Origin of the sequence: Nitrincola iocasae, from assembly GCF_008727795.1 — a bacterium.
GTDB lineage: Bacteria > Pseudomonadota > Gammaproteobacteria > Pseudomonadales > Balneatricaceae > Nitrincola > Nitrincola iocasae.
Genome location: NZ_CP044222.1, coordinates 2,962,757 through 2,985,670, shown reverse-complemented (window position 1 = coordinate 2,985,670; position 22,914 = coordinate 2,962,757). Strand labels below are relative to the sequence as shown.

At 50.1% G+C, this 22,914-nt stretch carries 21 protein-coding genes; 13 read left to right on the top strand and 8 right to left on the bottom strand.

Annotated elements, in window-relative coordinates:
* Positions 1-849 (bottom strand): polyphosphate kinase 2, encoded by an 849-nt coding sequence (gene ppk2 / locus F5I99_RS13675; RefSeq protein WP_151056896.1) that lies wholly within the window; start codon positions 847-849, stop codon positions 1-3.
* A 42-nt stretch (positions 850-891) separates the two neighbouring features.
* On the bottom strand, positions 892-1,779 hold the full coding sequence (locus F5I99_RS13670; RefSeq protein WP_191905856.1) for a ketopantoate reductase family protein: 888 nt from the start codon (positions 1,777-1,779) through the stop codon (positions 892-894).
* 65 nt (positions 1,780-1,844) lie between these two features.
* On the opposite strand from F5I99_RS13670, the gene F5I99_RS13665 reads away from it, so the two are divergent.
* Entirely contained in the window at positions 1,845-2,327 is a 483-nt protein-coding gene (locus tag F5I99_RS13665) for a YajQ family cyclic di-GMP-binding protein (protein ID WP_151056892.1), read from the top strand.
* Positions 2,328-2,391: 64 nt separating this feature from the next.
* On the opposite strand, the gene F5I99_RS13660 is transcribed toward F5I99_RS13665, so the two are convergent.
* Positions 2,392-3,153, bottom strand: a complete 762-nt coding sequence (locus F5I99_RS13660; protein ID WP_151056890.1) for an SDR family oxidoreductase — start codon at positions 3,151-3,153, stop codon at positions 2,392-2,394.
* A 482-nt stretch (positions 3,154-3,635) separates the two neighbouring features.
* Here F5I99_RS13660 and F5I99_RS13655 point away from each other — a divergent pair, with 482 nt between their 5' ends.
* From F5I99_RS13655 to F5I99_RS13630, 6 genes are all read left to right on the top strand, one after another.
* On the top strand, positions 3,636-4,115 hold the full coding sequence (locus tag F5I99_RS13655; protein WP_151056888.1) for an FxsA family protein: 480 nt from the start codon (positions 3,636-3,638) through the stop codon (positions 4,113-4,115).
* 220 nt (positions 4,116-4,335) lie between these two features.
* A complete protein-coding gene (locus tag F5I99_RS13650; protein ID WP_036524620.1) occupies positions 4,336-4,629 on the top strand; it encodes a co-chaperone GroES in 294 nt (97 codons plus the stop codon).
* A 64-nt stretch (positions 4,630-4,693) separates the two neighbouring features.
* Positions 4,694-6,337 carry a chaperonin GroEL gene (groL, locus tag F5I99_RS13645; protein ID WP_151056886.1) on the top strand — a complete coding sequence of 548 codons (1,644 nt, stop codon included), beginning with the start codon at positions 4,694-4,696 and terminating at the stop codon, positions 6,335-6,337.
* A gap of 153 nt (positions 6,338-6,490) precedes the next feature.
* On the top strand, positions 6,491-7,414 hold the full coding sequence (locus tag F5I99_RS13640; protein WP_151056884.1) for a coiled-coil domain-containing protein: 924 nt from the start codon (positions 6,491-6,493) through the stop codon (positions 7,412-7,414).
* Between the two features lie 78 nt (positions 7,415-7,492).
* Positions 7,493-8,827 (top strand): prephenate-dependent tRNA uridine(34) hydroxylase TrhP, encoded by a 1,335-nt coding sequence (gene trhP, locus F5I99_RS13635; RefSeq protein ID WP_151056882.1) that lies wholly within the window; start codon positions 7,493-7,495, stop codon positions 8,825-8,827.
* 9 nt (positions 8,828-8,836) lie between these two features.
* Positions 8,837-9,700, top strand: a complete 864-nt coding sequence (locus F5I99_RS13630) for a prenyltransferase (RefSeq protein ID WP_151056880.1) — start codon at positions 8,837-8,839, stop codon at positions 9,698-9,700.
* Positions 9,701-9,737: 37 nt separating this feature from the next.
* Here the strand turns inward: F5I99_RS13630 and F5I99_RS13625 are convergent, their stop codons facing one another.
* Positions 9,738-10,622: a LysR family transcriptional regulator gene (locus F5I99_RS13625; RefSeq protein ID WP_191905855.1), complete on the bottom strand. Its 885-nt coding sequence runs from the start codon at positions 10,620-10,622 to the stop codon at positions 9,738-9,740.
* A 151-nt stretch (positions 10,623-10,773) separates the two neighbouring features.
* Here F5I99_RS13625 and F5I99_RS13620 point away from each other — a divergent pair, with 151 nt between their 5' ends.
* The 3 genes from F5I99_RS13620 (at position 10,774) to F5I99_RS13610 (ending at position 15,174) form a co-directional block, all read left to right on the top strand.
* The gene (locus tag F5I99_RS13620; protein WP_151056876.1) at positions 10,774-11,646 is read left to right on the top strand and encodes a cation diffusion facilitator family transporter; all 873 of its coding nucleotides are present in this window, start codon (positions 10,774-10,776) and stop codon (positions 11,644-11,646) included.
* Positions 11,647-11,843: 197 nt separating this feature from the next.
* On the top strand, positions 11,844-13,520 hold the full coding sequence (locus tag F5I99_RS13615; RefSeq protein WP_151056874.1) for a methyl-accepting chemotaxis protein: 1,677 nt from the start codon (positions 11,844-11,846) through the stop codon (positions 13,518-13,520).
* Between the two features lie 148 nt (positions 13,521-13,668).
* Positions 13,669-15,174: a fumarate hydratase gene (locus F5I99_RS13610; protein WP_151056872.1), complete on the top strand. Its 1,506-nt coding sequence runs from the start codon at positions 13,669-13,671 to the stop codon at positions 15,172-15,174.
* A gap of 495 nt (positions 15,175-15,669) precedes the next feature.
* Here F5I99_RS13610 and cls read toward each other — a convergent pair whose 3' ends face one another.
* From cls to coaE, 4 genes are read right to left on the bottom strand one after another with little or no spacing between them, the layout of a single operon-like run.
* Positions 15,670-17,109 (bottom strand): cardiolipin synthase, encoded by a 1,440-nt coding sequence (cls, locus tag F5I99_RS13605; RefSeq protein ID WP_151056870.1) that lies wholly within the window; start codon positions 17,107-17,109, stop codon positions 15,670-15,672.
* Positions 17,110-17,163: 54 nt separating this feature from the next.
* Positions 17,164-18,036, bottom strand: coding sequence for a UTP--glucose-1-phosphate uridylyltransferase GalU (galU, locus tag F5I99_RS13600; protein ID WP_151056868.1), 873 nt, complete (start codon positions 18,034-18,036; stop codon positions 17,164-17,166).
* A gap of 24 nt (positions 18,037-18,060) precedes the next feature.
* Positions 18,061-18,267, bottom strand: a complete 207-nt coding sequence (locus tag F5I99_RS13595) for a DNA gyrase inhibitor YacG (RefSeq protein WP_151056866.1) — start codon at positions 18,265-18,267, stop codon at positions 18,061-18,063.
* Positions 18,268-18,282: 15 nt separating this feature from the next.
* Positions 18,283-18,891, bottom strand: coding sequence for a dephospho-CoA kinase (gene coaE, locus F5I99_RS13590; RefSeq protein WP_151056864.1), 609 nt, complete (start codon positions 18,889-18,891; stop codon positions 18,283-18,285).
* 117 nt (positions 18,892-19,008) lie between these two features.
* Here coaE and F5I99_RS13585 point away from each other — a divergent pair, with 117 nt between their 5' ends.
* The 3 genes from F5I99_RS13585 to F5I99_RS13575 all read left to right on the top strand — a co-directional run bounded on the left by F5I99_RS13585 (position 19,009) and on the right by F5I99_RS13575 (position 22,890).
* Positions 19,009-20,358, top strand: coding sequence for an MATE family efflux transporter (locus tag F5I99_RS13585; RefSeq protein ID WP_225307417.1), 1,350 nt, complete (start codon positions 19,009-19,011; stop codon positions 20,356-20,358).
* 89 nt (positions 20,359-20,447) lie between these two features.
* Positions 20,448-21,530, top strand: a complete 1,083-nt coding sequence (locus F5I99_RS13580; protein WP_151056862.1) for a zinc-binding metallopeptidase family protein — start codon at positions 20,448-20,450, stop codon at positions 21,528-21,530.
* 136 nt (positions 21,531-21,666) lie between these two features.
* Positions 21,667-22,890 (top strand): carboxylate--amine ligase, encoded by a 1,224-nt coding sequence (locus F5I99_RS13575; RefSeq protein ID WP_151056860.1) that lies wholly within the window; start codon positions 21,667-21,669, stop codon positions 22,888-22,890.
* The last annotated feature ends 24 nt before the right edge of the window (positions 22,891-22,914 follow it).

Here is a 22,914-nt window from a genome sequence, read left to right as displayed (position 1 = left end):
TTATCCGCGGGTCAGCTTACGCGCCGGAATACAGATATTCGGGTCAGGGATAATATCGGTTTCCGGGTCTTTGTCCGGGTAGGGCAACTGACTGAGAATATGGCGCATGGCATTGAGTCGGGCACGTTTCTTGTCATCCGACAGAATCACCGTCCAGGGCGCTTCGGGTGTATCAGTATGGCGGAACATGGCATTTTTGGCATCAGTGTAGGCATCCCATTTATCCAGTGACGCCATATCGATCGGCGATAATTTCCACTGTTTCACTGGATCCAGACGTCGGGACTGGAAGCGCTCGAACTGTTCATCACGGCTGACTTCAAACCACAATTTGAACAAGCGAATGCCGCTACGCACAAACATTTTTTCTAACTCGGGTGTCTCACGCATGAATTCCAGGTATTCTGACGGTGAGCAGAACCCCATGACCCGCTCGACACCGGCGCGGTTGTACCAGGAACGGTCGAATAACGCCATCTCGCCGCTAGTCGGCAGTTGTTTGACATAGCGCTGAAAATACCACTGTCCGCGTTCAACATCAGAGGGTTTTTCCAGGGCGATAACCCGCGCATGGCGTGGATTAAGATGTTCCATGAAGCGTTTTATAGTGCCACCCTTACCCGCCGCATCACGCCCTTCAAAGATAATCACGATGCGTTGTCCGGTTTCACGCATCCAGCTTTGTACTTTTAACAGTTCAATCTGCAGCGCACGTTTTTCTTCTTCGTATACCTTACGTTTCATTTTTTTGTCGTAAGGATAGTCGATCTCTGTATAGGTTTCGGTCATGGTGCTGTCCTGATCTTTGTTCGGTTGGATATCACCGACGCTTTCATCAAAGTTTAACATGCTGACTGCCAAGTTGAATCGACCTTTTTCAGCCAAGTAGGGCTAGGTTGCAGATAAGGCGCGCACCTGTGACAGTAAGGCCTTATTACAGGGCAGGTCGATGCCTAGCTGGTCGGCCTGCTGACAGACGTAACCGGTGATGAACTCGATTTCTGTGGATCGTCCATGCGTAACATCTTCTAGCATGGAGGAGCGATTACCCGCCGTAGCTTGCGCTACGTTGGCTGCTTGATCAATCAAGTCGGTTGCAAACAGTGTCATGCCGAGGGCGCGGGTCAGGGTGTCGATCTCTGTACAAATTTGCTGCATCTGCTGATAAAGCTCGGGGATTTCGATCAGAGCACCATTGTGGCAGCCATGCAAGGCGGTCAATGGATTGATAGCACAATTGATCGCCAGTTTGCGCCAGAGGGCTGTTTGAATAGTGTGCATATAGGTGGGTGTAGGAATTTGTGCGGCCCAGCCGACTGGAAGTTCTGTTGCTGGTGTATTTAACGGGCCGATCTGGGTTTCTCCGGCGGCAACACAGATAAGCTCAGCCGGATTGGGGCGCCAGGCCCCTGCGGTGGTGACTCCAGCCCAGAGATTGACTGAGGGGTAGTGCTGTTGAATGCGGTCGTGCTGTCCCATGCCATTTTGTAGTAGCAGGATCGTGGCGTTTGGCGTAAGTCGGCCAGCTACTGAAGCGAGTGCCATTTCTGTGTCATAAGCCTTGGTGGTAATCAGCAATTGGGAGATGGTTTCGGTTGCTGACGCTGGCTGTATTGGCAGGCTATAAGTGCGTCTGGCTTTACCCTCCAGGCAATGCAGTTGATAATAGTCGTCAGGTTTTGGCAGGCGCAGAATAAGGCTGACGTCCTGACCGGCTTGCAACAGCCGGGTCGCGAACAGGTTGCCCATAGCGCCCGCGCCGAGAATATGCCATTTCATAATTAATTTCCGTTTACCTGAGGCGGGTGTGTTGATCACCCGCTCAATACTGACAGGAGTATAGTATGCCTTCATTTGACATAGTTTCCGAACTGGATTCGCACGAAGTGACCAATGCCGTGGATCAAGCTAACCGGGAACTGACAAGTCGCTATGACTTTAAAGGTGTTAAAGCTGAATTTGAGCTGCAGGACGAAACCGTAACGCTGGTTGCTGAGGTGGATTTTCAGTTGCAGCAGATGCTGGAAGTGTTGCGTGCGAAGTTAACCGCTCGCAAAATTGATATACGCTGTATGGAGGTTAAAGATCCGGATCTCAGTGGCGTGAAGGCCAAACAGACAGTTATTTTGCGTCAGGGGTTGGATCAGGTGCAGTGTAAAAAAATCACCAAGTTGATCAAAGACAGTAAAATGAAAGTACAAAGTCAGATTCAGGGTGAGAAGGTGCGGGTGACAGGTAAGAAGCGTGATGATCTGCAGGAAGCGATGGCATTGCTGCGTGAATCCGATGTGGAGCTGCCGTTGCAGTTCAACAACTTCCGCGATTGACGATTAGAGAATAAAGTGAAGGCTGCACCAGCATATCGGCAGCAGCCTTTTCTCAGGCGCGGCGTTAGATACGCAGGCCGCCGTCTACTTCAAAGCAACGACCGTTGACATAGTCGTTTTCCAGAATGAAGCTTACTGTTGAAGCAATCTCTTCTGGTTTACCCAGACGCTTGGCAGGAATGCCCGCTGCAATTTTTTCCAGCGCTTCAGGTTTCATGCTCATGACCATTTCAGTACCGATATAACCCGGTGCAATGGATGCCGCGCGAATACCGTAGCGAGACAGTTCTTTAGACCAGGTAACGGCCATGGCCTGCACACCGGCTTTTGTGGCTGTGTAGTTAGTCTGGCCCATGTTGCCTGAACGGGAAACAGATGAAATATTGATGATGCAGCCCTGAATGCCCAGTTCAATCATTTTGATGGCGGCTTCACGACCACACAGGAAGGTACCTGTCAGGTTGACGTCCATAACCAGGTTCCACTGGTCCATACTCATTTTGCTGACGACAGCACCATCTTTAACTTTGATAAACAAGCCGTCACGGGTAATACCAGCATTGTTAACCAGACCGTGTACAGCACCAAAGTCAGTTACAATATCAGTAAATAGCTTTTCAACATCGGCTTCGACCGAAACATTGCAAATGTAGCCGCGAGCTTCTGAGCCCTTTTCCTTGCACTGCGCAATGGTGTCATCAAGATCTTGCTGGTTCAGGTCGGCCAGTGCCAGTTTGGCACCCTTGGCAGCCAGTTCCAGTGCCATCGCACGACCCAGGCCACGTCCACCGCCAGTTACGACGACTACTTTGTCTTTCAGATCCATAGTTTAATCCTTATTGATTGATTAATATCACTTACATATTGTGCGCCGCATCATGCTGCAGTGCAACAATTATTCAGTTATAAGTGGAGTATATTAGTAGGTTATGGGTAATAAGTAAAAACCCTTATAGCAGTAAAAGGGCTGTACCCTTTTTCAGTGCCCTTTTTTGCAGTGCCTCGCTGCGGTGGTGGTATCGCTTTGATGTGACGCGCTTTTCGCCATCCGTGGCCGCTCGACAGCCGCCTTCCCTGGCGGCTGACGGTCACCTCCAAGTGCTACCACCACCCCGCCCATATTCCTCTGCCAAACCAACTTAAATCTGGCACATGGGTTGATAGGGCTGATGGGACCCCACTAGCCCAAGGCCAATAGCCATGAATCTCAGCATGGTGCTTGTGAAGAGATCCTTGTCTGTGAAGGTGTTTCGCTTGCACCCTTTGATTGAATATGATCACATGATCGGTTAGCAAGCGAGGATCTTTATGCGGGTTATCTTTTTACTGTTTATTATTGTTCCAATCATTGAAATTACCCTGCTGATTAATGTCGGGCAACTGATCGGCGTCTGGTACACCGTCGGGCTGGTAGTGTTATCAGCTTTTATTGGCGTGAACATGTTGCGTATACAAAGTCTTGGCACCCTGATGCGCGCTCGTCAGCGCATGGATCAGGGTGAAATACCGGGTCAGGAAATGGGCGAAGGTATTGTGCTTGCCGTAGGCGGCGCCTTGCTGGTGACACCGGGTTTCGTAACCGATGTGGTAGGCTTTTGTTGTCTGATCCCATACACCCGCAAGGCGTTGGTACACTTTTTGAGTCAGCGTATGACGGTTGTGACATCTATGCAGGCCACCTCAACCCAGGCACCTCACTCCCCACCGTTTGATGGTACGCCAGGCCGCTCTGAGTCGACACCTCGCTCCGGTGATATTATTGACGGTGAGTACACCCGTAAGGACTGAAATTTTTTTCAGTGTTGATATTGAAATCCCTCTTTGCCCACCCCACATATGCGTCAGGGTTCAGCGCCCTGGCTCACTGAAATTTTTTTCAGACTCCCTGTTGAATTTGACCAAGGTTGGCCTTAACTAACTGTCATCCTTCAACAGGACAATGTCAGACGCTGACAATTAAAAAATCAACAATATTAAATCTGTTCCTACATACCAGGAGAAAAACCAGATGAACATTCGTCCACTTCATGATCGTGTCGTTATACGTCGCAGCGAAGAGGAAAAAACCACTGCAGGCGGTATCGTTCTGCCGGGTTCCGCTGCTGAAAAACCTAACCGTGGCGAAGTATTAGCTGTCGGTCCAGGTCGCACCCTGAATAATGGTGATGTTCAGGCGCCATCTGTCAAAGTGGGTGACAAAGTGCTGTTTGGTCAGTATGCCGGTTCTAACGTCGTTAAAGTCGACGGCGAAGATCTGATGATCATGCAGGAAAGCGAAATTTTTGCGGTGATTGAAGACTGATTTCAGCATCTTTAATACCAATTATTTTTACTTTAAACAGAATTATTGAACAGGATTATTAAGAATGGCTGCTAAAGACGTACGTTTTGGTAATGATGCCCGTCAGCGCATGCTGGAAGGGGTTAATATTCTGGCTGATGCCGTAAAGACAACCCTGGGCCCGAAAGGCCGTAATGTGGTGTTGGAAAGATCTTTCGGCTCACCGGTCATCACCAAAGATGGTGTATCTGTTGCCAAAGAAATCGAACTAAAAGACAAGTTCGAAAATATGGGCGCACAGATGGTCAAGGAAGTCGCTTCCAAGGCTAATGATGTAGCGGGTGACGGTACTACTACGGCTACTGTCCTGGCTCAGGCAATCGTTAATGAAGGCCTGAAATCTGTTGCGGCTGGCATGAATCCGATGGACCTGAAACGTGGTATCGATAAAGCCGCAGCGGCTGTTGTGGCTGAGCTGGCTAAGATGTCTGTACCTTGTACTGACTACAAAGCGATTGCTCAGGTTGGTACGATTTCTGCCAACTCTGATTCCGAAATCGGTCGTATCATCGCTGAAGCGATGGAAAAAGTCGGTCAGGAAGGCGTTATCACGGTTGAAGAAGGTTCCGGTTTCGACAACGAACTGGATGTGGTTGAAGGTATGCAGTTTGATCGTGGCTACCTGTCTCCTTACTTCATCAATAATCAGGAAAACATGTCAGCTGAACTGGAAGATCCTTACATCCTGCTGGTTGACAAGAAAATCTCCAATATCCGTGAGTTACTGCCAGTACTGGAGCAGGTTGCCAAGTCTTCCCGTCCGCTGCTGATCATCTCTGAAGACGTTGAAGGCGAAGCCCTGGCGACACTGGTTGTTAACAACATGCGTGGCATCGTTAAAGTCGCCGCGGTTAAAGCACCTGGTTTCGGTGATCGTCGCAAAGCCATGCTGCAGGATATCGCTGTTCTGACCGGTGGTCAGGTTATCTCTGAAGAAGTGGGTCTGAACCTGGAGCAGGCGGGTCTGGAACACCTGGGTCAGGCTAAGCGTGTCAATATCACTAAAGAGAACACCACTATTGTTGATGGTGCCGGTTCGCAGGCCGATATCGAAGCGCGTGTTCAGCAGGTACGTGTGCAGATCGAAGATACCTCTTCTGATTATGATCGTGAAAAACTGCAGGAGCGCGTGGCTAAACTGGCCGGTGGCGTTGCTGTCATCAAAGTCGGTGGCGGTACTGAAGTTGAAATGAAAGAGAAAAAAGCCCGCGTTGACGACGCCCTGCATGCAACCCGTGCAGCCGTTGAAGAAGGTGTGGTTCCTGGCGGTGGTGTTGCGTTGATTCGTGCACTGGATAACGTCGGTAAACTGCTGGGTGATAACCACGATCAGAATATCGGTATCGAGTTGGCCTTCCGCGCTCTCGAAGCACCGTTGCGTCAGATTGTTGCCAACGCTGGTGGTGAAGGTTCTGTTGTGGTTTCCAAAATTCGCGAAGGTAAGGGTTCGTTCGGCTTTAATGCCGCCAATGACCAGTACGGCGATATGATGGAAATGGGTATTATCGATCCAGCTAAAGTGACCCGTGCAGCATTGCAGGCGGCGGCATCCATTGCTGGCATGATGATTACCACTGAAGCCATGATTGCTGATTTGCCGGAAGACAAGCCTGCTATGCCTGATATGGGCGGCATGGGTGGTATGGGTGGTATGGGCGGAATGATGTGATCTAATCACTCTCTGGCCAGTCACTGACTGATCCAAACCCCGTTGTCTGTCAGCAATTACCTGAGGTAAGCTGACAGACAACGGGGTTTTTGTGTTATATAACCCTGATGAATGTGATTAAGTTTGAACAAACAGGTGCGGACCTAGTGAACCATGAGCGATAAACTGGAACCACGATTTAATCCGGAAAGCATCCGGGAAAGTGTTCGAAACCCAATAGCACCGCTTGACGATGAGCCGGAGCCACACCATCCACAGCAATCGCGACGCGGCAGTGGCTTGCTATTGAATCTGGTGTTATTGATTCTGGTGCTGGCCTTGGGTGGGTTGGGATGGTTGCTGCTTGAGCAACGCCAGGTGTTGGATGAATATCAGCAGCGCTTGAGTGTGCTGGAATCCCGCCTATCCATCAACCAGGATACCCTGGAGCGCTCCGGCGATACGTTGCAAGAGCAATTGACTGCATTGCAGGAGGTACAAGCCGCCGATCGTGAGACTTCACAGTCGCAATGGGAGGAGTTGCTACAGCGTGTAGAGCAGGAAATTTCTCAGCGTGAGCAGTTAGAGAAGCAGCAGCAACAAAGCCTGGAGCAACTGCAAAACCTGTCAAATAATGTGGCAGAGCTGAGTGAGCCGCTGGTCGAACTTGAGCGTCTGCAAGGTGAAATAACGGCTCTGCAGCAACAGGTAGCACAGTTATCTGATCTTGTCGGCTCAGGTGGTGCGACAAACGATGAGCGCAGTGAACAATTACAGCACCTGGTCAGCCAGGTTTCAACCTTGACTGAGCAACAGCAGCAATCAGCAACACAATTGAGTGAATTTAAGACACAGCTAGCTTCATCGAAACAGCAATATCAGTCGCTGGAAGGTGATATCAAGCGTCAGTTTTCTGCACTTGAAGCTGAGTTGGTCGCCGAGCAAGCGGCACGTCCTGAATATATGGCTGTGATGGAGATCGGTATGTCTGAGTTGCGTGAAGATATTCGTGCGATTAACAATGCGCGGCAATTAATAAACCGTGATTTGTTGCAGTTGCGTGAACAGCTCAACCGTTTGCAGCTGCAGTCGAACTGAGTCCCGAATGGACCGTTGAATTGCCTTTGTGGGCTGAAATCGGCACAATAGCGCGCTTAATTTCAGAGTAGAGTGATCATGCGACAACCAGAATTACTGTCCCCGGCCGGGACGTTGAAAAACATGAAATATGCCTTTGCCTACGGGGCCGATGCGGTCTATGCGGGGCAGCCTCGCTACAGTCTGCGGGTGCGTAATAATGATTTCAATTACAATCACCTAGCCGAAGGTATAGCTTATGCGCATCAGCGCGGCAAGAAATTCTTTGTCGCCAGTAATATTCTGCCGCACAACGCTAAGCTAAAAACCTATATGGATGACATAGTCCCGGTGATCGAAATGGGGCCGGACGCACTGATTATGTCGGATCCCGGTTTGATCATGCTGGTCAAGGAGCGCTTCCCGGATCTGCCCATTCACTTGTCTGTTCAGGCTAATACCATGAACTGGGCCAGTGTGAAGTTCTGGCATCAGGCGGGTATTGAGCGGGTGATTTTGTCGCGCGAATTATCCTTGGATGAAGTAGAAGAGATACGCCAGCGCTGTCCGGAGATGGAAATCGAAGTCTTTGTGCACGGTTCACTCTGCATTGCCTATTCAGGCCGTTGTCTGTTATCCGGTTACATCAATCATCGCGACCCTAACCAGGGCACCTGCACCAATGCCTGTCGCTGGAAGTATGATGCTCACGAAGCCAAACAGGATGATTCCGGTGATATAGTGCCGGTACAGACCTTTGAGCCGACCCTGGGTGAGGGTCAGCCAACAGACAAGATTGTGCTGTTGCAGGAAGCGTCGCGCCCGGACGATTATATGCCTGCCTTTGAAGATGAGCACGGTACCTACATCATGAACTCCAAAGACCTGCGTGCCATTCAGCATGTGCACCGGCTGGCCGCGATGGGCGTGGATTCATTGAAAATTGAAGGGCGTACCAAATCACATTACTATGTTGCCCGAACCGCCCAGGCCTACCGTAAAGCCATCGATGATGCCGTGGTTGGCAAGCCGTTTGATATGGAACTCATGGATGTGCTGGAAAATCTGGCCAATCGTGGCTACACCGAAGGTTTCTACCGTCGCCATGTGCATGATCAATACCAGAATTATGAAACCGGTAATTCGGTGGGTGTGCATCAGCAATTTGTCGGCGAAGTGCTCAGTCATGATGTGGACAAAGGTCTGTTGCAGATTGATGTTAAAAACCGCTTCGAAACCGGTGATACCCTGGAACTGATGACACCCGCCGGTAACAAACGCTTTCGCTTGAGTGAGTTGCTCGACAAGCGCGGTACTCCAGTGGATGCGGCTCCCGGTTCGGGTCACAAAGTCAGCATTCCCCTCGATTTTGATACCGACATGACCTATGCCTTGCTGATGCGAGACCTCCCTAATGCACCGGTGCGTAATTAGTCTGACTTCATGAGTACTGATTTAAGCAAGTACCACTTTCATCGTGCATTGCGACCTTTCTCGTTTCCGGTGGCAGTGACGGCTTGCCTGGTTGGCATAGCGGCGGCTTATGCTGAAGGCTACTGGTTACCGCTGAATGTGCTGCTGATACTGCTGGCCGGTGTGTTGCTGCAGGCTGGTGTGAATCTTATCAATGACTATGCTGACCTGAAACTGCTGCCTGCTCATCAGAACACCGAGGTGCAATTGGCTTGCCTGCGCATCCATAACAACTTTCGCCTGGGGCTTGCATGTTTCCTGCTGGCAGCACTGATCGGGCTTTTTCTGGTGTCTGTGACGGGGCTGTCACTGTTATGGATCAGTCTGGTCGGTCTGCTCGGTGCATTGGGGTATACCTTAGCGCCCATACACTATAAAAACCGTGGATTGGGTGTAGTTATGGTGTTCTGGTTAATGGGTGTGCTGATGATTACTGGCAGCTATCTGGCCGCAGGTGCACCCTTTGATCTGCGTATTGTCTGGTTATCCTTGCCACTGAGTTGCCTGGTAGCGCTATTATTGCTTAGTAATGAGCTGCGTGATTATGAAAGTGATCGTGCCGATGGGTTGGGTACACTTGCTGTACGTTTGGGTTACCCTCAGGCGGTTCGGCTTTATTGGTTCTTGCTTGTGGCCGCGCTGTTGATGACGCTGGCCCTTAGGTGGGTAGGTTATATGAACCTGATCTGGCCCTTGGCAGCGGTGTTGTTATTACTACCTAAACCCTGTCGATTGCTGCATGCACCTGCCAATGAGCGCGTTGCATTGACTCCGGCAACAGCCCTGCTGTTGTTGGGATTTGGCAGTATTTACTGTTTTCTGTTGCTGGCATAGGTCTATCAGTTACTTGGCTGTACTTAATAGTGCACTCTCAGCTAAAGCGTGTCAGATAATTTGCCAGTATTTCCTCTAGTCTCAGGGTCACCTGTCCCTTGCATTCTGTGCTGAAGTGAAAGCCGCAAAATTCTTTCCAAAGCAAGGTGTTGGCTGTTTTAAGTACTTTAAGCTGTCCACTCTGCACCGCTGGATCAACCAGAGGTTGAGGTAACCAGGCCCAGCCGGCATTTTCCATGACCGCGTCCCGAATCAGTTCATACTGTGTCAGGGCCAGATAGTTACTGCTGTTGAGTATATCGGGAACCAGCTGTTCATCGGCATCCACAAACGCCAAGGTTACCTGGGTTTGTGTGACGAGATCTTCAGGTGTTACTTCTGGTAGACGAGATAAAGGGTGTTGGGTGCTGGCAACCATGATCAACCTTAGACCTGCCAGAGATGCAACCGCGATGCGGTTATCAGTGTGTTTGTTTAGATCCAGACCATAGGCAATATCCACAGTTTGCGAGGACACCAGGGCGGGTAGTTCCTGAGGTGGTGCCAGATATACTGAAATCCCCGTCAGAGGGAAGCGCTGTTTCAGTGAGCGCATCGCCTCAAGCCAGAAGGCTTCAGGTAAAGAGTCATCACGGGCCAGTCTCAAGGTGGTTTCAATCCCCCCTCTCTCCAGTTCGCAGCGCGCCAGGATTTGGCGATAGGTGTGCAGAAAGCGCATACAGTCAGGTTGAATGGACCAGGCTAGATCAGTCGGGTGCACTGATTTACCTGAGCGTTCAAACAACTCAGCATTCAAATCATCTTCTAAGGCGCTGATGGCAGCGCTGATCGTTGTGCGACTGCGATTTAGCCTGCGTGCTGCATCAATAATTGATCCTGATTCCAGTACCGCCAGAAACGCTTCAGCTTGTATGGGCCTCATGGTGATTTGGTGCTCGTAAAGTAGATTCTCAAGAGACGGTTTTTTGGTCGCTAAGCGACTCATTCATCGCTAAGTTAACGGATAAAATCAGCTTTTACCATTAATTAACAGTAAAAATGCCATGCAATATGGCGTAGATGATGAGGTTGTGATGCTTTTCCTTAAAGTTGGCCGTGAAAGGTCAACGCTGATTTTTTCGGCATGTGTCTCAGGTTTTTTTGCACTCACAGGCGTCATTTGGGGGCTGTGGACTGATTCCTTGGCAATTCTGTTTGATGGTGCTTATTCATCTGTCAGTCTGGTTTTATCCATGCTATCGGTAAAGGCATTGTGCTGGGCAGAGTCGCCGGCAAGTAACCGCTTCAATTTTGGCCGGATTCTCGCTGAACCTTTGGTAATCGCCATTAAAGGCTTCATCATCCTGCTGGTGTGTCTGGTTTCGCTGGTCAGTGCCCTTAATGCGCTGATGACCGGAGGGCGAGAGATAATGACTGATATGGCAATAGGTTTTGCCTTTTTCAGCGTGATTGGCTGTGTGTATACCTGGCGCTATCTGAAGCGCTGTAATCTCATTCATCAGTCTGCACTGGTAGACGCAGAGGCAAAACAGTGGTGTATGGACAGTCTGCTCAGTGCAGCGGTGCTGCTGGGCTTCATGATCGTCTGGGGCCTTTCCCAGACAGTCTATGCGCACTGGGCTGTGTATGTGGACCCTCTGCTGGTGGTGTTGGCATCTGTGTACATTATGGCAGTACCTGTGCGCATGATGTTGCAGGGGATGCGAGAAATTATGATGATTTCGCCTAAGCCTGATGTGCGGAAAAGTGTTTACCGCACCTTGTCAGTGATCGGTATTCAACCATCACAATGTAAAATGGCCAAAGTGGGCAGTTATTTGCTTCTGGAAGTCACCATCGGCATTGAACGTGTGCAGCAGATGGAAGGTTTACAGCAGCGGATTGATCTGCAATTAGAGGGTTTTCCTTTGGAAGTTAAGACACAGGTTCTCTTTTATCCTAAGTAGCAGCGCGGTGGACCTTCTCAGCCCAGTGATGCAACGTAAAGCACTGGCAATAACTGGTTTTCTAGCTTGTTTTTTAGCGTGCTGTTGTTCCAGTAGAGCTTATTTAATTAGGGTAGTTACTTGTTATTGCTAATAATCTATTACTATGATGATTTCTTTAATATTATATAAGTGAATACCCTTAAAGAGAGAGTCTTATGCGAAATATGAAATTAAGTGTGTTGCTGACGGCGGGTTTTTCTGTAGTTGCGGTGATTCTTCTGCTGGTGGGTTTGCTCAGCATCATTGCGGCTTCTCGTATGAAGGCTGATGTGGTTAACCTGGGTGAAGTGCGTTTGCCTGCAGTGCACATGCTTGGAGATATAAACGAAAAGCGCATTGAAACGCGATCTCAAACGCTGAGTATGATGTTGCAGAATGAATGGACGGTAAATGCCGGGCGAGAGTTAACTGATCTATTGAATCAGCGCGATGCATCATGGAAGTATTTGGATGAGGTTATGGCGGACTACGATGCTATCCCCAGGACTCAGCAGGGTGAAGCGATGTATCAGCGCCTGCTCAGTGCGATACGTAACTGGCGTGAAGCTGCGATGCGGATGGATGCCGCCGTACTACGTATGAGTCAGGCAGGATCTGCCGATGCCTATCAGCAGGCTTATGCCGAGTTTGAACGACTTTATGAAGCCTTAATTCCTATATCAACGACCATGAACCAGCAACTGGAAGAGTTAATTAATCGTAATTTACAGATTTCAGAAGATACTGTTATTGACGCGATTGCTGAAGCCGAGTTGAATATGGTGATTACGATAACTGTTGTAGTTGTCGGTTTTCTCGTTGCACTGGCCGCGGGTATTCTGATCACCCGTCGGGTCATGGGACAGCTGGGTGGTGAGCCAGCTTATGTGCAACAGGTGGTGCGTCAGGTCGCTGATGGTGATCTGACAGTGAAAATCGACGCCTCTTCTGCTGGTAAAGACAGCTTGTTAGCCTCATTTAACGATATGGTTAATACACTGAAGAGTCTAATGAAACAAATCTCTGATGCTTCAGTGCAGGTGTCTGCGGCGGCAGAAGAGCTGTCTGCTTCCAGTAGCCAGACCAATACCCAGGTGCAGCTACAGCAGATGGAGATTACTCAGGTTGCCACTGCGATGAATGAGATGGCAGCCACGGTGATGGATGTTGCCAAAAATGCCTCTTCAGCTTCCAGCGCAGCGCAGTCAGCACATGCTGAAACCAAAAATGGCATGGAGGTGGTGACGCAGGTGGTCCAGGTGATTAATCAATTGGCCGCCGAAATTGAAAAATCAGCCAATAGCATGACTCAACTGGTTAAAGACAGTGATGAGATTGGCTCGGTGTTGAATGTGATTCAGGAAATTGCTGAACAAACTAACTTGCTGGCTCTAAATGCAGCGATTGAAGCGGCCCGTGCCGGAGATCAAGGTCGTGGCTTTGCCGTGGTGGCTGATGAAGTTCGTTCACTGGCCAGTCGCACCCAGGCGTCAACCGGTGATATTCAGGCGCGCATCAACCGGGTGCAGGAAGGTTCTGCTCAGGCTGCTAAACAGATGCAGCAGGGCAAGCAGCAAAGCATGCAAACCGTGAAACAGGCGAACAATGCCGGAGAAGCACTCAACGCCATCAATGCGTCTGTGACCGCGATTAATGATATGAATGCGCAGATCGCTACAGCGGCTGAAGAACAATCCTCGGTAGCTGAAGAGATCAATCAGAATATTACTAACATCACCCAGGCGATTGATGAAACTGCAACAGCGGCGAATCAGGTGACCTCAGCCAGTCAGGAACTGGCGCGTCTGTCAGCCAGCCTGCAACAACACGTTCAGCAGTTTAAGCTTAGCTGAGTGTCCTCTTTTCACGACCAGTAGCACTACGACTAAAACCTGACGGGAATAACGTCAGGTTTTAGGTATAATGCCCGTTTTCGGATGTCGACCCAGTTGCACATCTGCCTGTCAATTAATTGAAAAATGCCTGACCGGAGAAGTTCCCATGAGCGTAATTCGCCAAGATGATTTCATTAGCAGCATTGCTGATGCGCTACAGTTTATCTCCTATTATCATCCGATTGATTTTGTCAAAGCGGTACATGAAGCCTATCTTCGGGAAGAAAATCCGGCGGCCAAAGATGCCATGGCACAGATTCTGATTAACTCACGCATGTGTGCTGAAGGTAAGCGTCCGATCTGTCAGGATACCGGCATTGTCACTGTGTTCCTGAAAGTCGGCATGAATGTTCAGTGGGATGCGCAGATGAGCGTGACTGACATGGTCAATGAAGGTGTCCGCCGTGCTTACCTGAATCCGGACAATGTGTTACGTGCCTCCATTTTGGCTGATCCGGCGGGCAAGCGTCAGAACACTAAAGACAACACCCCGGCGGTTATCCATTATGAGATAGTCGAAGGAGATGAAGTCGAGGTACATGTCGCCGCGAAAGGCGGTGGCTCTGAAAATAAATCCAAGATGGCGATGCTGAATCCGTCAGACAGTATCGTAGACTGGATTGTCAAAACCGTACCCACCATGGGTGCTGGCTGGTGTCCGCCGGGCATGCTGGGCATAGGTATCGGTGGAACGGCCGAAAAAGCGGCTGTAATGGCGAAAGAGTCGCTGATGGACCCTATCGATATTCATGAAATCCGTGAACGTGGTCCGCAGAACCGTGTTGAAGAGCTGCGCCTGGAGATTATGGATAAGGTCAATGCACTGGGTATCGGTGCCCAGGGTCTGGGTGGTCTGACGACTGTACTGGATATCAAGATCATGGATTACCCAACCCATGCGGCCTCTCTGCCTGTGTGTATGATTCCAAACTGTGCGGCTACGCGTCATGCACATTTTACCCTGGATGGAACAGGTCCAGCCGAGTTGACACCACCGAGCCTGGAAGACTGGCCCGAAGTCACCTTTGAAGTGGGCAGCAATACCCGTCGTGTTAATCTGGACGAGATCACCCCGGAAGAAGTGGCTCAGTGGCAGGTCGGTGAAACTGTTCTGCTGAATGGCAAAATGCTCACTGGCCGTGACGCCGCCCACAAGAAAATGGTGGAAATGCTCAACAACGGCGAGACCCTGCCAGTTGACCTCAAAGGGCGCTTTATCTACTACGTCGGTCCGGTTGATCCGGTCCGTGATGAAGTTGTAGGCCCCGCTGGTCCAACGACCTCAACCCGTATGGATAAGTTCACTCGTCAGATACTGGAGACCACTGGTCTGCTAGGTATGATCGGTAAATCCGAGCGTGGCCCAGTTGCCATTGAAGCCATCAAAGATAGCAAAGCGGTGTATCTGATGGCCGTAGGCGGTGCAGCCTACCTGGTATCCAAAGCGATAGTCGGTGCCAAAGTCCTGGCTTTCCCGGAACTGGGTATGGAAGCTATCTATGAGTTTGAAGTCAAGGATATGCCAGTAACCGTGGCTGTCGATGTAAAAGGCGAATCCGTTCACAACACCGGCCCGGCCAAGTGGAAAGAGATTATCGCCAAGAGCGCATAATATCGTGTTCATTTCGGCTTGATGGGGGCCTCTGTGGATTATTTGACCTCTGTAGGTCATAGGGCTAATGGGATCGGATCTGTCTGACACGCCATGAACCCATCCATGGGGGCTCCAGTGCGCCTTCCCTGGCGCACAGGGTCAGCCATATCCGATCCCATCAGCCCACACCACTTGGGTGCCAGCATCAAGTTGGCTTAAAAACGGAGTGTTTGGAAAATCCTTGCCATGCTGTTCCACTCCTTCCAATATTTGGATTGGTACAGGCTTTCGGCGGGGGTGGTGGTATCGCTTTGGTGGGACCGACTGGCGCCATGGCCGAAAAATGCTCCTGCATTTTCGGCATTCCCGCCGTCCATGGCGGTCAGGGCGCCAGTCGAGCGGTCATGGATGACGAAAAGCGTGTCACATCAAAGCGATACCACCACCCCAGCGTGGCACTAACCCTCATCACTATCCTGCATGGAATCACCAAAAGGGTACTGACCCCTTTACTTAAAGATATGGCGACAACAATCCCGCTGCCGCATTTCGTAAGCGTACCGGAAGTGACTGCTGTTGCAGTTCGCTCAGTGTCACAGGTATAGCTTGGGCAAACTGGGTATCAAAATGCTGATTCAACTGCTGTGTCAGCCAGTCATCATAACACTCCACATTACACTCAAAATTCAGCACCAGACTGCGGTTATCCCAATTAGCGGAACCGAACAATGTCCAGCTTTCATCCAGCATAAACAATTTAGAATGAATGAAACGCTCCGGTCCGAACCTGACTTCAACACCCTGGCGCACCAGCTCCAGTAGATGGTGGCGGCAGGCCCAATCAACCAGTTTCAGGTTGTTGCGCCCGGGTAACAGCAGCTGGATTTGAATGCCCCGTAGTGAAGCGGTAATCAGGGCTTCTTCCAGGCTGGCATCGGGAACAAAGTAGGGTGTCATGATGCGTATCCGGGTTTGTGCTGATCCTATGGCACCTAACATCAGTTGTCGCAGGGTATTGAAGCGGTCATCCGGCCCATCAGCAATGGCGCGAGCCAGGGTACTGCCGGGTGTTTCGGGTGGGCTGAACCAAGGGTGCCCTTCCAGCTTTTCTCCCGTGCTTGAGTACCAGTCTTCTGTAAAAATAGTTTGCAGTTCAGTGACGACTGGACCTTCAACCACAAAGTGAATGTCTTCAATGGGAACGCACTGGCGCTTGTTGCGACAGTGATGATCACTGATGTTCATGCCGCCGGTAAAACCAATACGACCATCTATAATCAGTAGCTTGCGGTGGTTGCGCAGGTTAAGAAAAGGCATAGTGCGTGGCCAGTTGGGTGGCATGAACTCGGCATAGTGCAGTTCTGCGGTACGCAGGCGTTTTTTTAGGGTCGGGAAGGAATAGCGAAATCCCATGTAATCCACTAGCAACCGAATGGCTACCTGGCGTTTGGCGGCACGACTTAAGGCATCTATAAATTGTTTGCCCAGTCGGTCGTTACGTAAAATAAACGTGCTAAGGGTAATGCTCTGTTCCGCTGCATCTATGGCGGCCAGCATGCGTGGATAAGCTTCATCGCCATTGAACAAGGGGGTAATTGCATTGCCCGCCAGCAATGGTTGGTTAGAGACCTTATCAGCCAATCGCGATAAAGTTTGCATGGGTTCCGGTACGCATTGCGCAAGCATATCCGGTAGAAAGGGCTGTAGGCTGTCACGGCGGTGATCGGCCAGATTTTTTTTCCATTCAGTGGCGCGTGAATGCAGGCGGTTGATTCCGAACAGCAGGTAGGTAAATGCCCCTAATACTGGAGCTAGCCAAACTAATCCCATCCAGGCAATACTGGCGCGGCTGTCACGCTTGGTCAATAGAATATGAATTGAACAGACCAAGGACAGAATGAGCGGAATTCCGACCAGTAATAAAATTATGACAAGGTCGAGTAAATCAGTCATTTCATAAGGATGCAATCAGCTGAACCCGACCCTGTAAGGGGATCGGGTTGGCATTTAGAGCGTGTCAATATAGGCGCGCAATGCATCAGCGGTTTCAGGGTGTTGTAGACCGAAGGCAACATTGGCTTGTAAAAGCCCGGCCTTATTACCACAGTCAAACAGCTTGCCTGCCATGGAATAGGCCTGCAGGCCAGATTCCGACAACAGGGTTTGCAGAGCATCGGTTAACTGTATTTCGTCACCGGCGCCTGGCTGAGTGTCTTTGAGCAGGGTCATAATACGTGCGGGCAGAATGTAGCGTCCGACAATAGCGAGATTGGATGGGGCGGAAGCAACATCTGGCTTTTCAACCATACCGCGAATATCGGCGCTTTGGCCTGGGTTTACAGAAACTCCGGCACAATCGACGATACCGTAGCGCTGTACCTGATCTTCTGGCACACCCTCAACCATGATCTGTCCCAGTCCGGAAGCTTTCCAGGCGGCTGCCATAGAGGACATGTCGCGTTGCTGGCCGGCATTATCGATGAGCATATCCGGTAACATCACCGCAAAATCATCATCGCCAACTACTGGCGCGGCGCAGAGTACCGCATGCCCCAGTCCCAGTGCTTTGGGCTGGCGTACACTGATTACTTCGACACCTGGAGGCAGAATGTCACGAATGCTTTCCAGTAACGCTGTTTTGCCCTTACGACTTAGTTCGGCTTCCAACTCATAGTGATGATCAAAATGATCTTCAATAGCTTGTTTACCGCTGCGAGTTACCAGAATGATCTCGGTAAAGCCGGCGGCAATGGCTTCTTCGACAACATGCTGAATCACCGGTTTATCAACCACGGTCAGCATTTCTTTGGGTACGGCTTTACTGGCAGGTAGAACTCGGGTCCCGAGTCCGGCTACGGGGATAACAACTTTACTTAACATCCTTGGCTTCCTTGTGGCTAGTATTTAATGACGTAGAAGTGGCGGGTGTTCAATATCGGCCGATGAAAAGTCATCCAGACTGGGTTCTACCGGTATCTGGTAACTTCCACTGGCCCATTCACCCAGATCGATTAAACGACAACGTTCACTGCAAAAGGGGCGCGAAAGATTCTCCGCTGCATAAAGCGAAGGTTTGCCACATTGTGGGCAGGGTACTTCACGTTTTGTCATAATATTCCATGTACTTCATGTGCTTTTATTAATAGCCCTGGATTTAAGCTGTTGGTGAAGCAGGGCCACCTGTGCTTCAAGGCTGGCCAGGTTACCGCTATTATCCAGAATAAAGTCGGCGCTTTCCACCCGTTGCTGCCGTGGCATTTGAGCGGCGATGATTTTACTTGCGGCGGCGGCTGTCATGCCATCGCGTTGGCAACTGCGTTCTAGCTGAATATCTTCAGGCAAATCAACCACAACCACCGCTTGTGTTAGCTGATGTTGATCGGTTTCCAGCAGCAGGGGAGAGGATAAAATAACATAATCATCCTGCTGGTGAGATGCCAGCCAGTTAAGGATTTGCCGTCGTATTAGTGGGTGTAGCAGCGCTTCGAGCCAGCGACGTTTGTCTGGATGATCAAACACCTGCTGACGCAACCAGCGTCGATTCAACTGACCGGCATCATCCAGTGCCTCAGCACCGAATTCGGTTTGAATTGCTACGAGTGCCGGTTCACCCGGTTCGACGACATCCCGGGCCACCTGATCAGCATCGATAACGGCGACTCCCAATTGCTCAAACAGTCTGGATGCAGCGCTCTTGCCGCTGCCGATTCCGCCAGTTAATCCTACAGTCAACATAGTGGCTAACGCTCCTTGGTTGAGAGCAAGATTAGCATTTTAAAGGTTACAGACAAACTGCATTGGCCATTTTAAAATGCTAAAATAGCGTATTTTTCTGTTGGGTTATCCTGGTTAATGAACCGCTCCCCTGATCTTTTAAATGGACCTATGCGCAGCGTATTGGTGCAGATGACCGTCCCGATGATGTTCGGGATTGTCAGCATCATGCTGTTCAATCTGGCCGATATCTGGTTTGTCGGACAATTGGGTACTCTGCCGATGGCGGCGTTGGCCTTTACCTTTCCGGTTTCTTTTGTGGTTATCAGCCTGGCGATTGGGTTGGGAATCGGAACGTCTGCAACCCTGGCACGGCGTATCGGTCAGGGTGATATCGGGTCAGCTGCACAGGTGGCTACCTCGATTCTTTTTATTACTACGTTTCTGCTGATCCTGGTGGGCTTTGCCGGGCAGTTTGCTATTGACCCCGTTTTCAAGCTAATGGGAGCTGAACCTGAACTGCTACCCCTAATTCGAGCTTATATGCAGATCTGGTTCGCCGGTTCAGTGTTCATGGTGCTGAACATGGTGTGTAACAGTATTTTACGTGCAACCGGTGATGTACGGGGTTCAGCCATGATTATGCTGCTGGCTTCGCTGTTGAACCTGTTGCTGGACCCTTTGCTGATTTTTGGTCTGGGTCCGTTTCCAGCCTTGGGCATACAGGGCGCTGCACTTGCCAGCGTCATTGCCTGGAGTATCACCACGCTGATTGCACTGCATCTGTTGCATCACCGTCGACATATGCTGACCTTACGCTTTCCATCACTGCTAACACTGCTGCGCTACTGGCGTGAACTTTTCAGTATCAGTGTGCCCGCCGCGCTGTCTAATATCACCACGCCGGTTGCCAATGCGGTGCTGACGGCTATGGTTGCCCGACACGGTGCCGAAGCTGTGGCGGCTTTTGGTGTGGGGAGTCGTCTTGAGTCCTTGGCTTTGCTGGTGTGCCTGGCCTTGTCGATGAGCTTGCCACCGTTTATCAGTCAGAATTTCGGCGCCGCTCAGATGCAACGGATTAAAAAAGCCTATGCATTGGCGATACGTTTTGCCTTGGGCTGGCAGGTGTTGATTTACTTGTTACTGGTGCTCTTTTCGGCGCCGTTGGCGGCCCTGTTCAGTGATGATGCTGAAGTGATCCGGCTTATCCGCTTGTGGATTCTGATAGTGCCGTTGGGCTTTGGTTTCCAGGCTACTACCTTCTTGAGCGCATCGGCATTTAATGCGCTGCATCAGCCGATGCTGGCGCTTAAAGTCAGTCTGATTCGCTTATTTCTGATGTATCTGCCGTTGGGTTGGTTAGGCAATCAGCTGTTTGGACTGGAAGGACTGTTCAGCGCGCTGGTACTGGCAAATCTATTAACCGCCATCATCGCCTGGATGTGGATGCGACAGAAGCTGACAGGCCTCCTTCAGATCGGGGCTTAAGTGCGCTGAATAACTGTTACCGAGTGAATGAAGCTAGTAGGATGAAGTTTTGGCTTTTGCTGTACGGCAAAATTTAGAGGCCTGTTCCAATGAAACTCTTTACCTGTACGGCTTGTGGTAATCTGATCTACTTTAACAATGTGTGCTGCACACAATGTGGAGCCACCCTGGGGTTTTTGCAGGATACCCAGCGCTTAAGTGCCATAGTTCCCGCGGGTGATGGACTTTGGCAGCCGGTAGGTGATACGCGGCTTTACCGTATGTGCAACAATTATACCGGTGCAGGGGTATGTAACTGGATGCTGGAAGCTGAAAGTGAGCAGCATTTCTGCCGTGCTTGTGACTTGAATCAAACTATTCCAGACCTATCCGTTCCAGGTAATACCGAACTCTGGCGCATTATGGAAACGGAAAAGCGCCGTTTAGTGTATTCATTGCTGCAACTCAATTTACCGTTAATGTCCCTTAAGCACCATTATCGTGGCATGGCATTTGAGTTTCTGGCAGACCCTCATCCCAGTTTCAGTGAGCGCTCTAACGTCATAACCGGGCATAACCGGGGATTGATCACGCTTAATATTGCTGAAGCAGATCCGGCAAAGCGAGAACAGATGCGGGAACAAATGGATGAGCCGTACCGCACCATACTGGGCCATTTTCGGCATGAATCCGGGCATTATTATTGGGACCGGCTAGTGAAAGATAGCCAGTGGTTACATCCATTTCGTCACCTGTTTGGCGATGATACCCTCAACTATACCCAGGCACTGGACAGACACTATCGCTTTGGTGCCCCGGCAGACTGGCCGTCACGTTTTGTCAGTGCTTATGCCAGTTCACACCCTTGGGAAGACTGGGCTGAAACCTGGGCGCATTATCTGCATATTGTCGATACCCTGGAAACGGCTTATGAATATGGCTTGCAGATACACCCGCGTGTCGGCAGTCAGCATTCGATGAAAGTCAGTCATGATTTTAATCCCTATCACGAAGGGGCGTTTGATACCCTGATTGAGCATTGGTTACCGCTGACATTTGTGATGAACAGCCTGAATCGCAGCATCGGCCATGATCATGCCTATCCCTTTGTGCTGGCCCCGGCCACCATTGAAAAGCTTCGCTTTGTGCACCGTGTAGTGCATGGCTGTAATCTGACAGCGGTTCCTGAATAAGAATAACTTTACCTTGACAGTCAGGGGGGCAAACTTGTTAGGGTCTAAAGGCTATCTTTAATTAATGAAGTTTATTGGCTCGTATAAAAATACTTGATAGGAGTTATTTGAATTTTCAGGCTACAGGAGAACATTGATGCAAAAAAATTTGGATAAAGGCTATATAGCCCTGCTTGGCTGGAGCCTGAGCGCTGTGGAAGCGGCTGAGAACTTTGACCGCCGCTATGTGGTCGTGGCCCCTGATTGGGCTGAAGAGTACTGCACACAACACAATATACCCTATGTCGCCTGGAATTTTGAACGCCTGAATGATCGTTCGATGGAAATTGCTGAAACTCTTCAGGAAATGGGAGTCGATGTTGCCATTCCCATTTTTGAAGAAACGGTGGAGTGGGCCGGTGCAATCAACTCAGTACTGCTGAATAATCCCCGCTTGTTAGGTCAGGCCATGTTGATGCGTGATAAGTCATTGATGAAACGACGCGCTCAACTGGGTGGTATTCGTGTTGGTATTTTTGAAGAAGCGCATGACCGTGAAGATGTAGTGCGTTTTCTGCGCCGTGTCAATCAGACATTGCTGAAGCTTGATGGTGATCCGAATGATCCGATTCACTTTAAAGCCTTTGATAAGGCCGGTTGCCTGGGGCATCGCGTGGTGCGCACACCGGATGATGTTGATGCGATTCCGGATGATGAGTTTCCAGCGTTGATGGAGTCCCATTTGGATGGTTGGGAATTTGCCGTTGAGGCCTGGATTCATAATGGCAAAATTTGTTTTTTAAATATTTCCGAGTATGTCACGCTGGGTTATTCCGTGTTTGTACCCGCTTCACCGGAGCTGGAAAAATACCGCGATCAAATTAAACAGCAGATCGAAAAGCTGGTTAAAACCTTTGATATCGAATTCGGTTTGATTCACCCCGAGTACTTTGTTACTAGTGATGGTGAAATGTATTTTGGTGAAGTGGCTTATCGTCCGCCAGGCTTTAAAGTGTTTGAACTGCTGGAGCGGGTGTATGGCTTTAATGCCTATCAAGCCAGTATGCTGGTGTTTGATCCGAAAACCACCGAAGACGAAATTCGTGAGTTCTTTCCTAAGGAAGTGGTCGATGCCAAGGGGTTTGCCGGTTGCTTTGGTGTTTACCCTCGCCGTCGGGTTGTCAGCCGTCTTGAAATTCCTGAAGAAACCGAGGATCACCCCTATTTTGAGTCGCATGAATTAACCACGCCAGCCCAGGAAACCGTGACCAAGCGTACGGCTTTTGGCACCCATTGGGGGTTAGTGTATTTTGTTGGATCTGAAGCGGATGAAATGAAACGTTTACTTAAGCATCAGGAAGAGCTGGATTTTTATGTCTGATGTTGGATTGGTAGTCATAAAAGG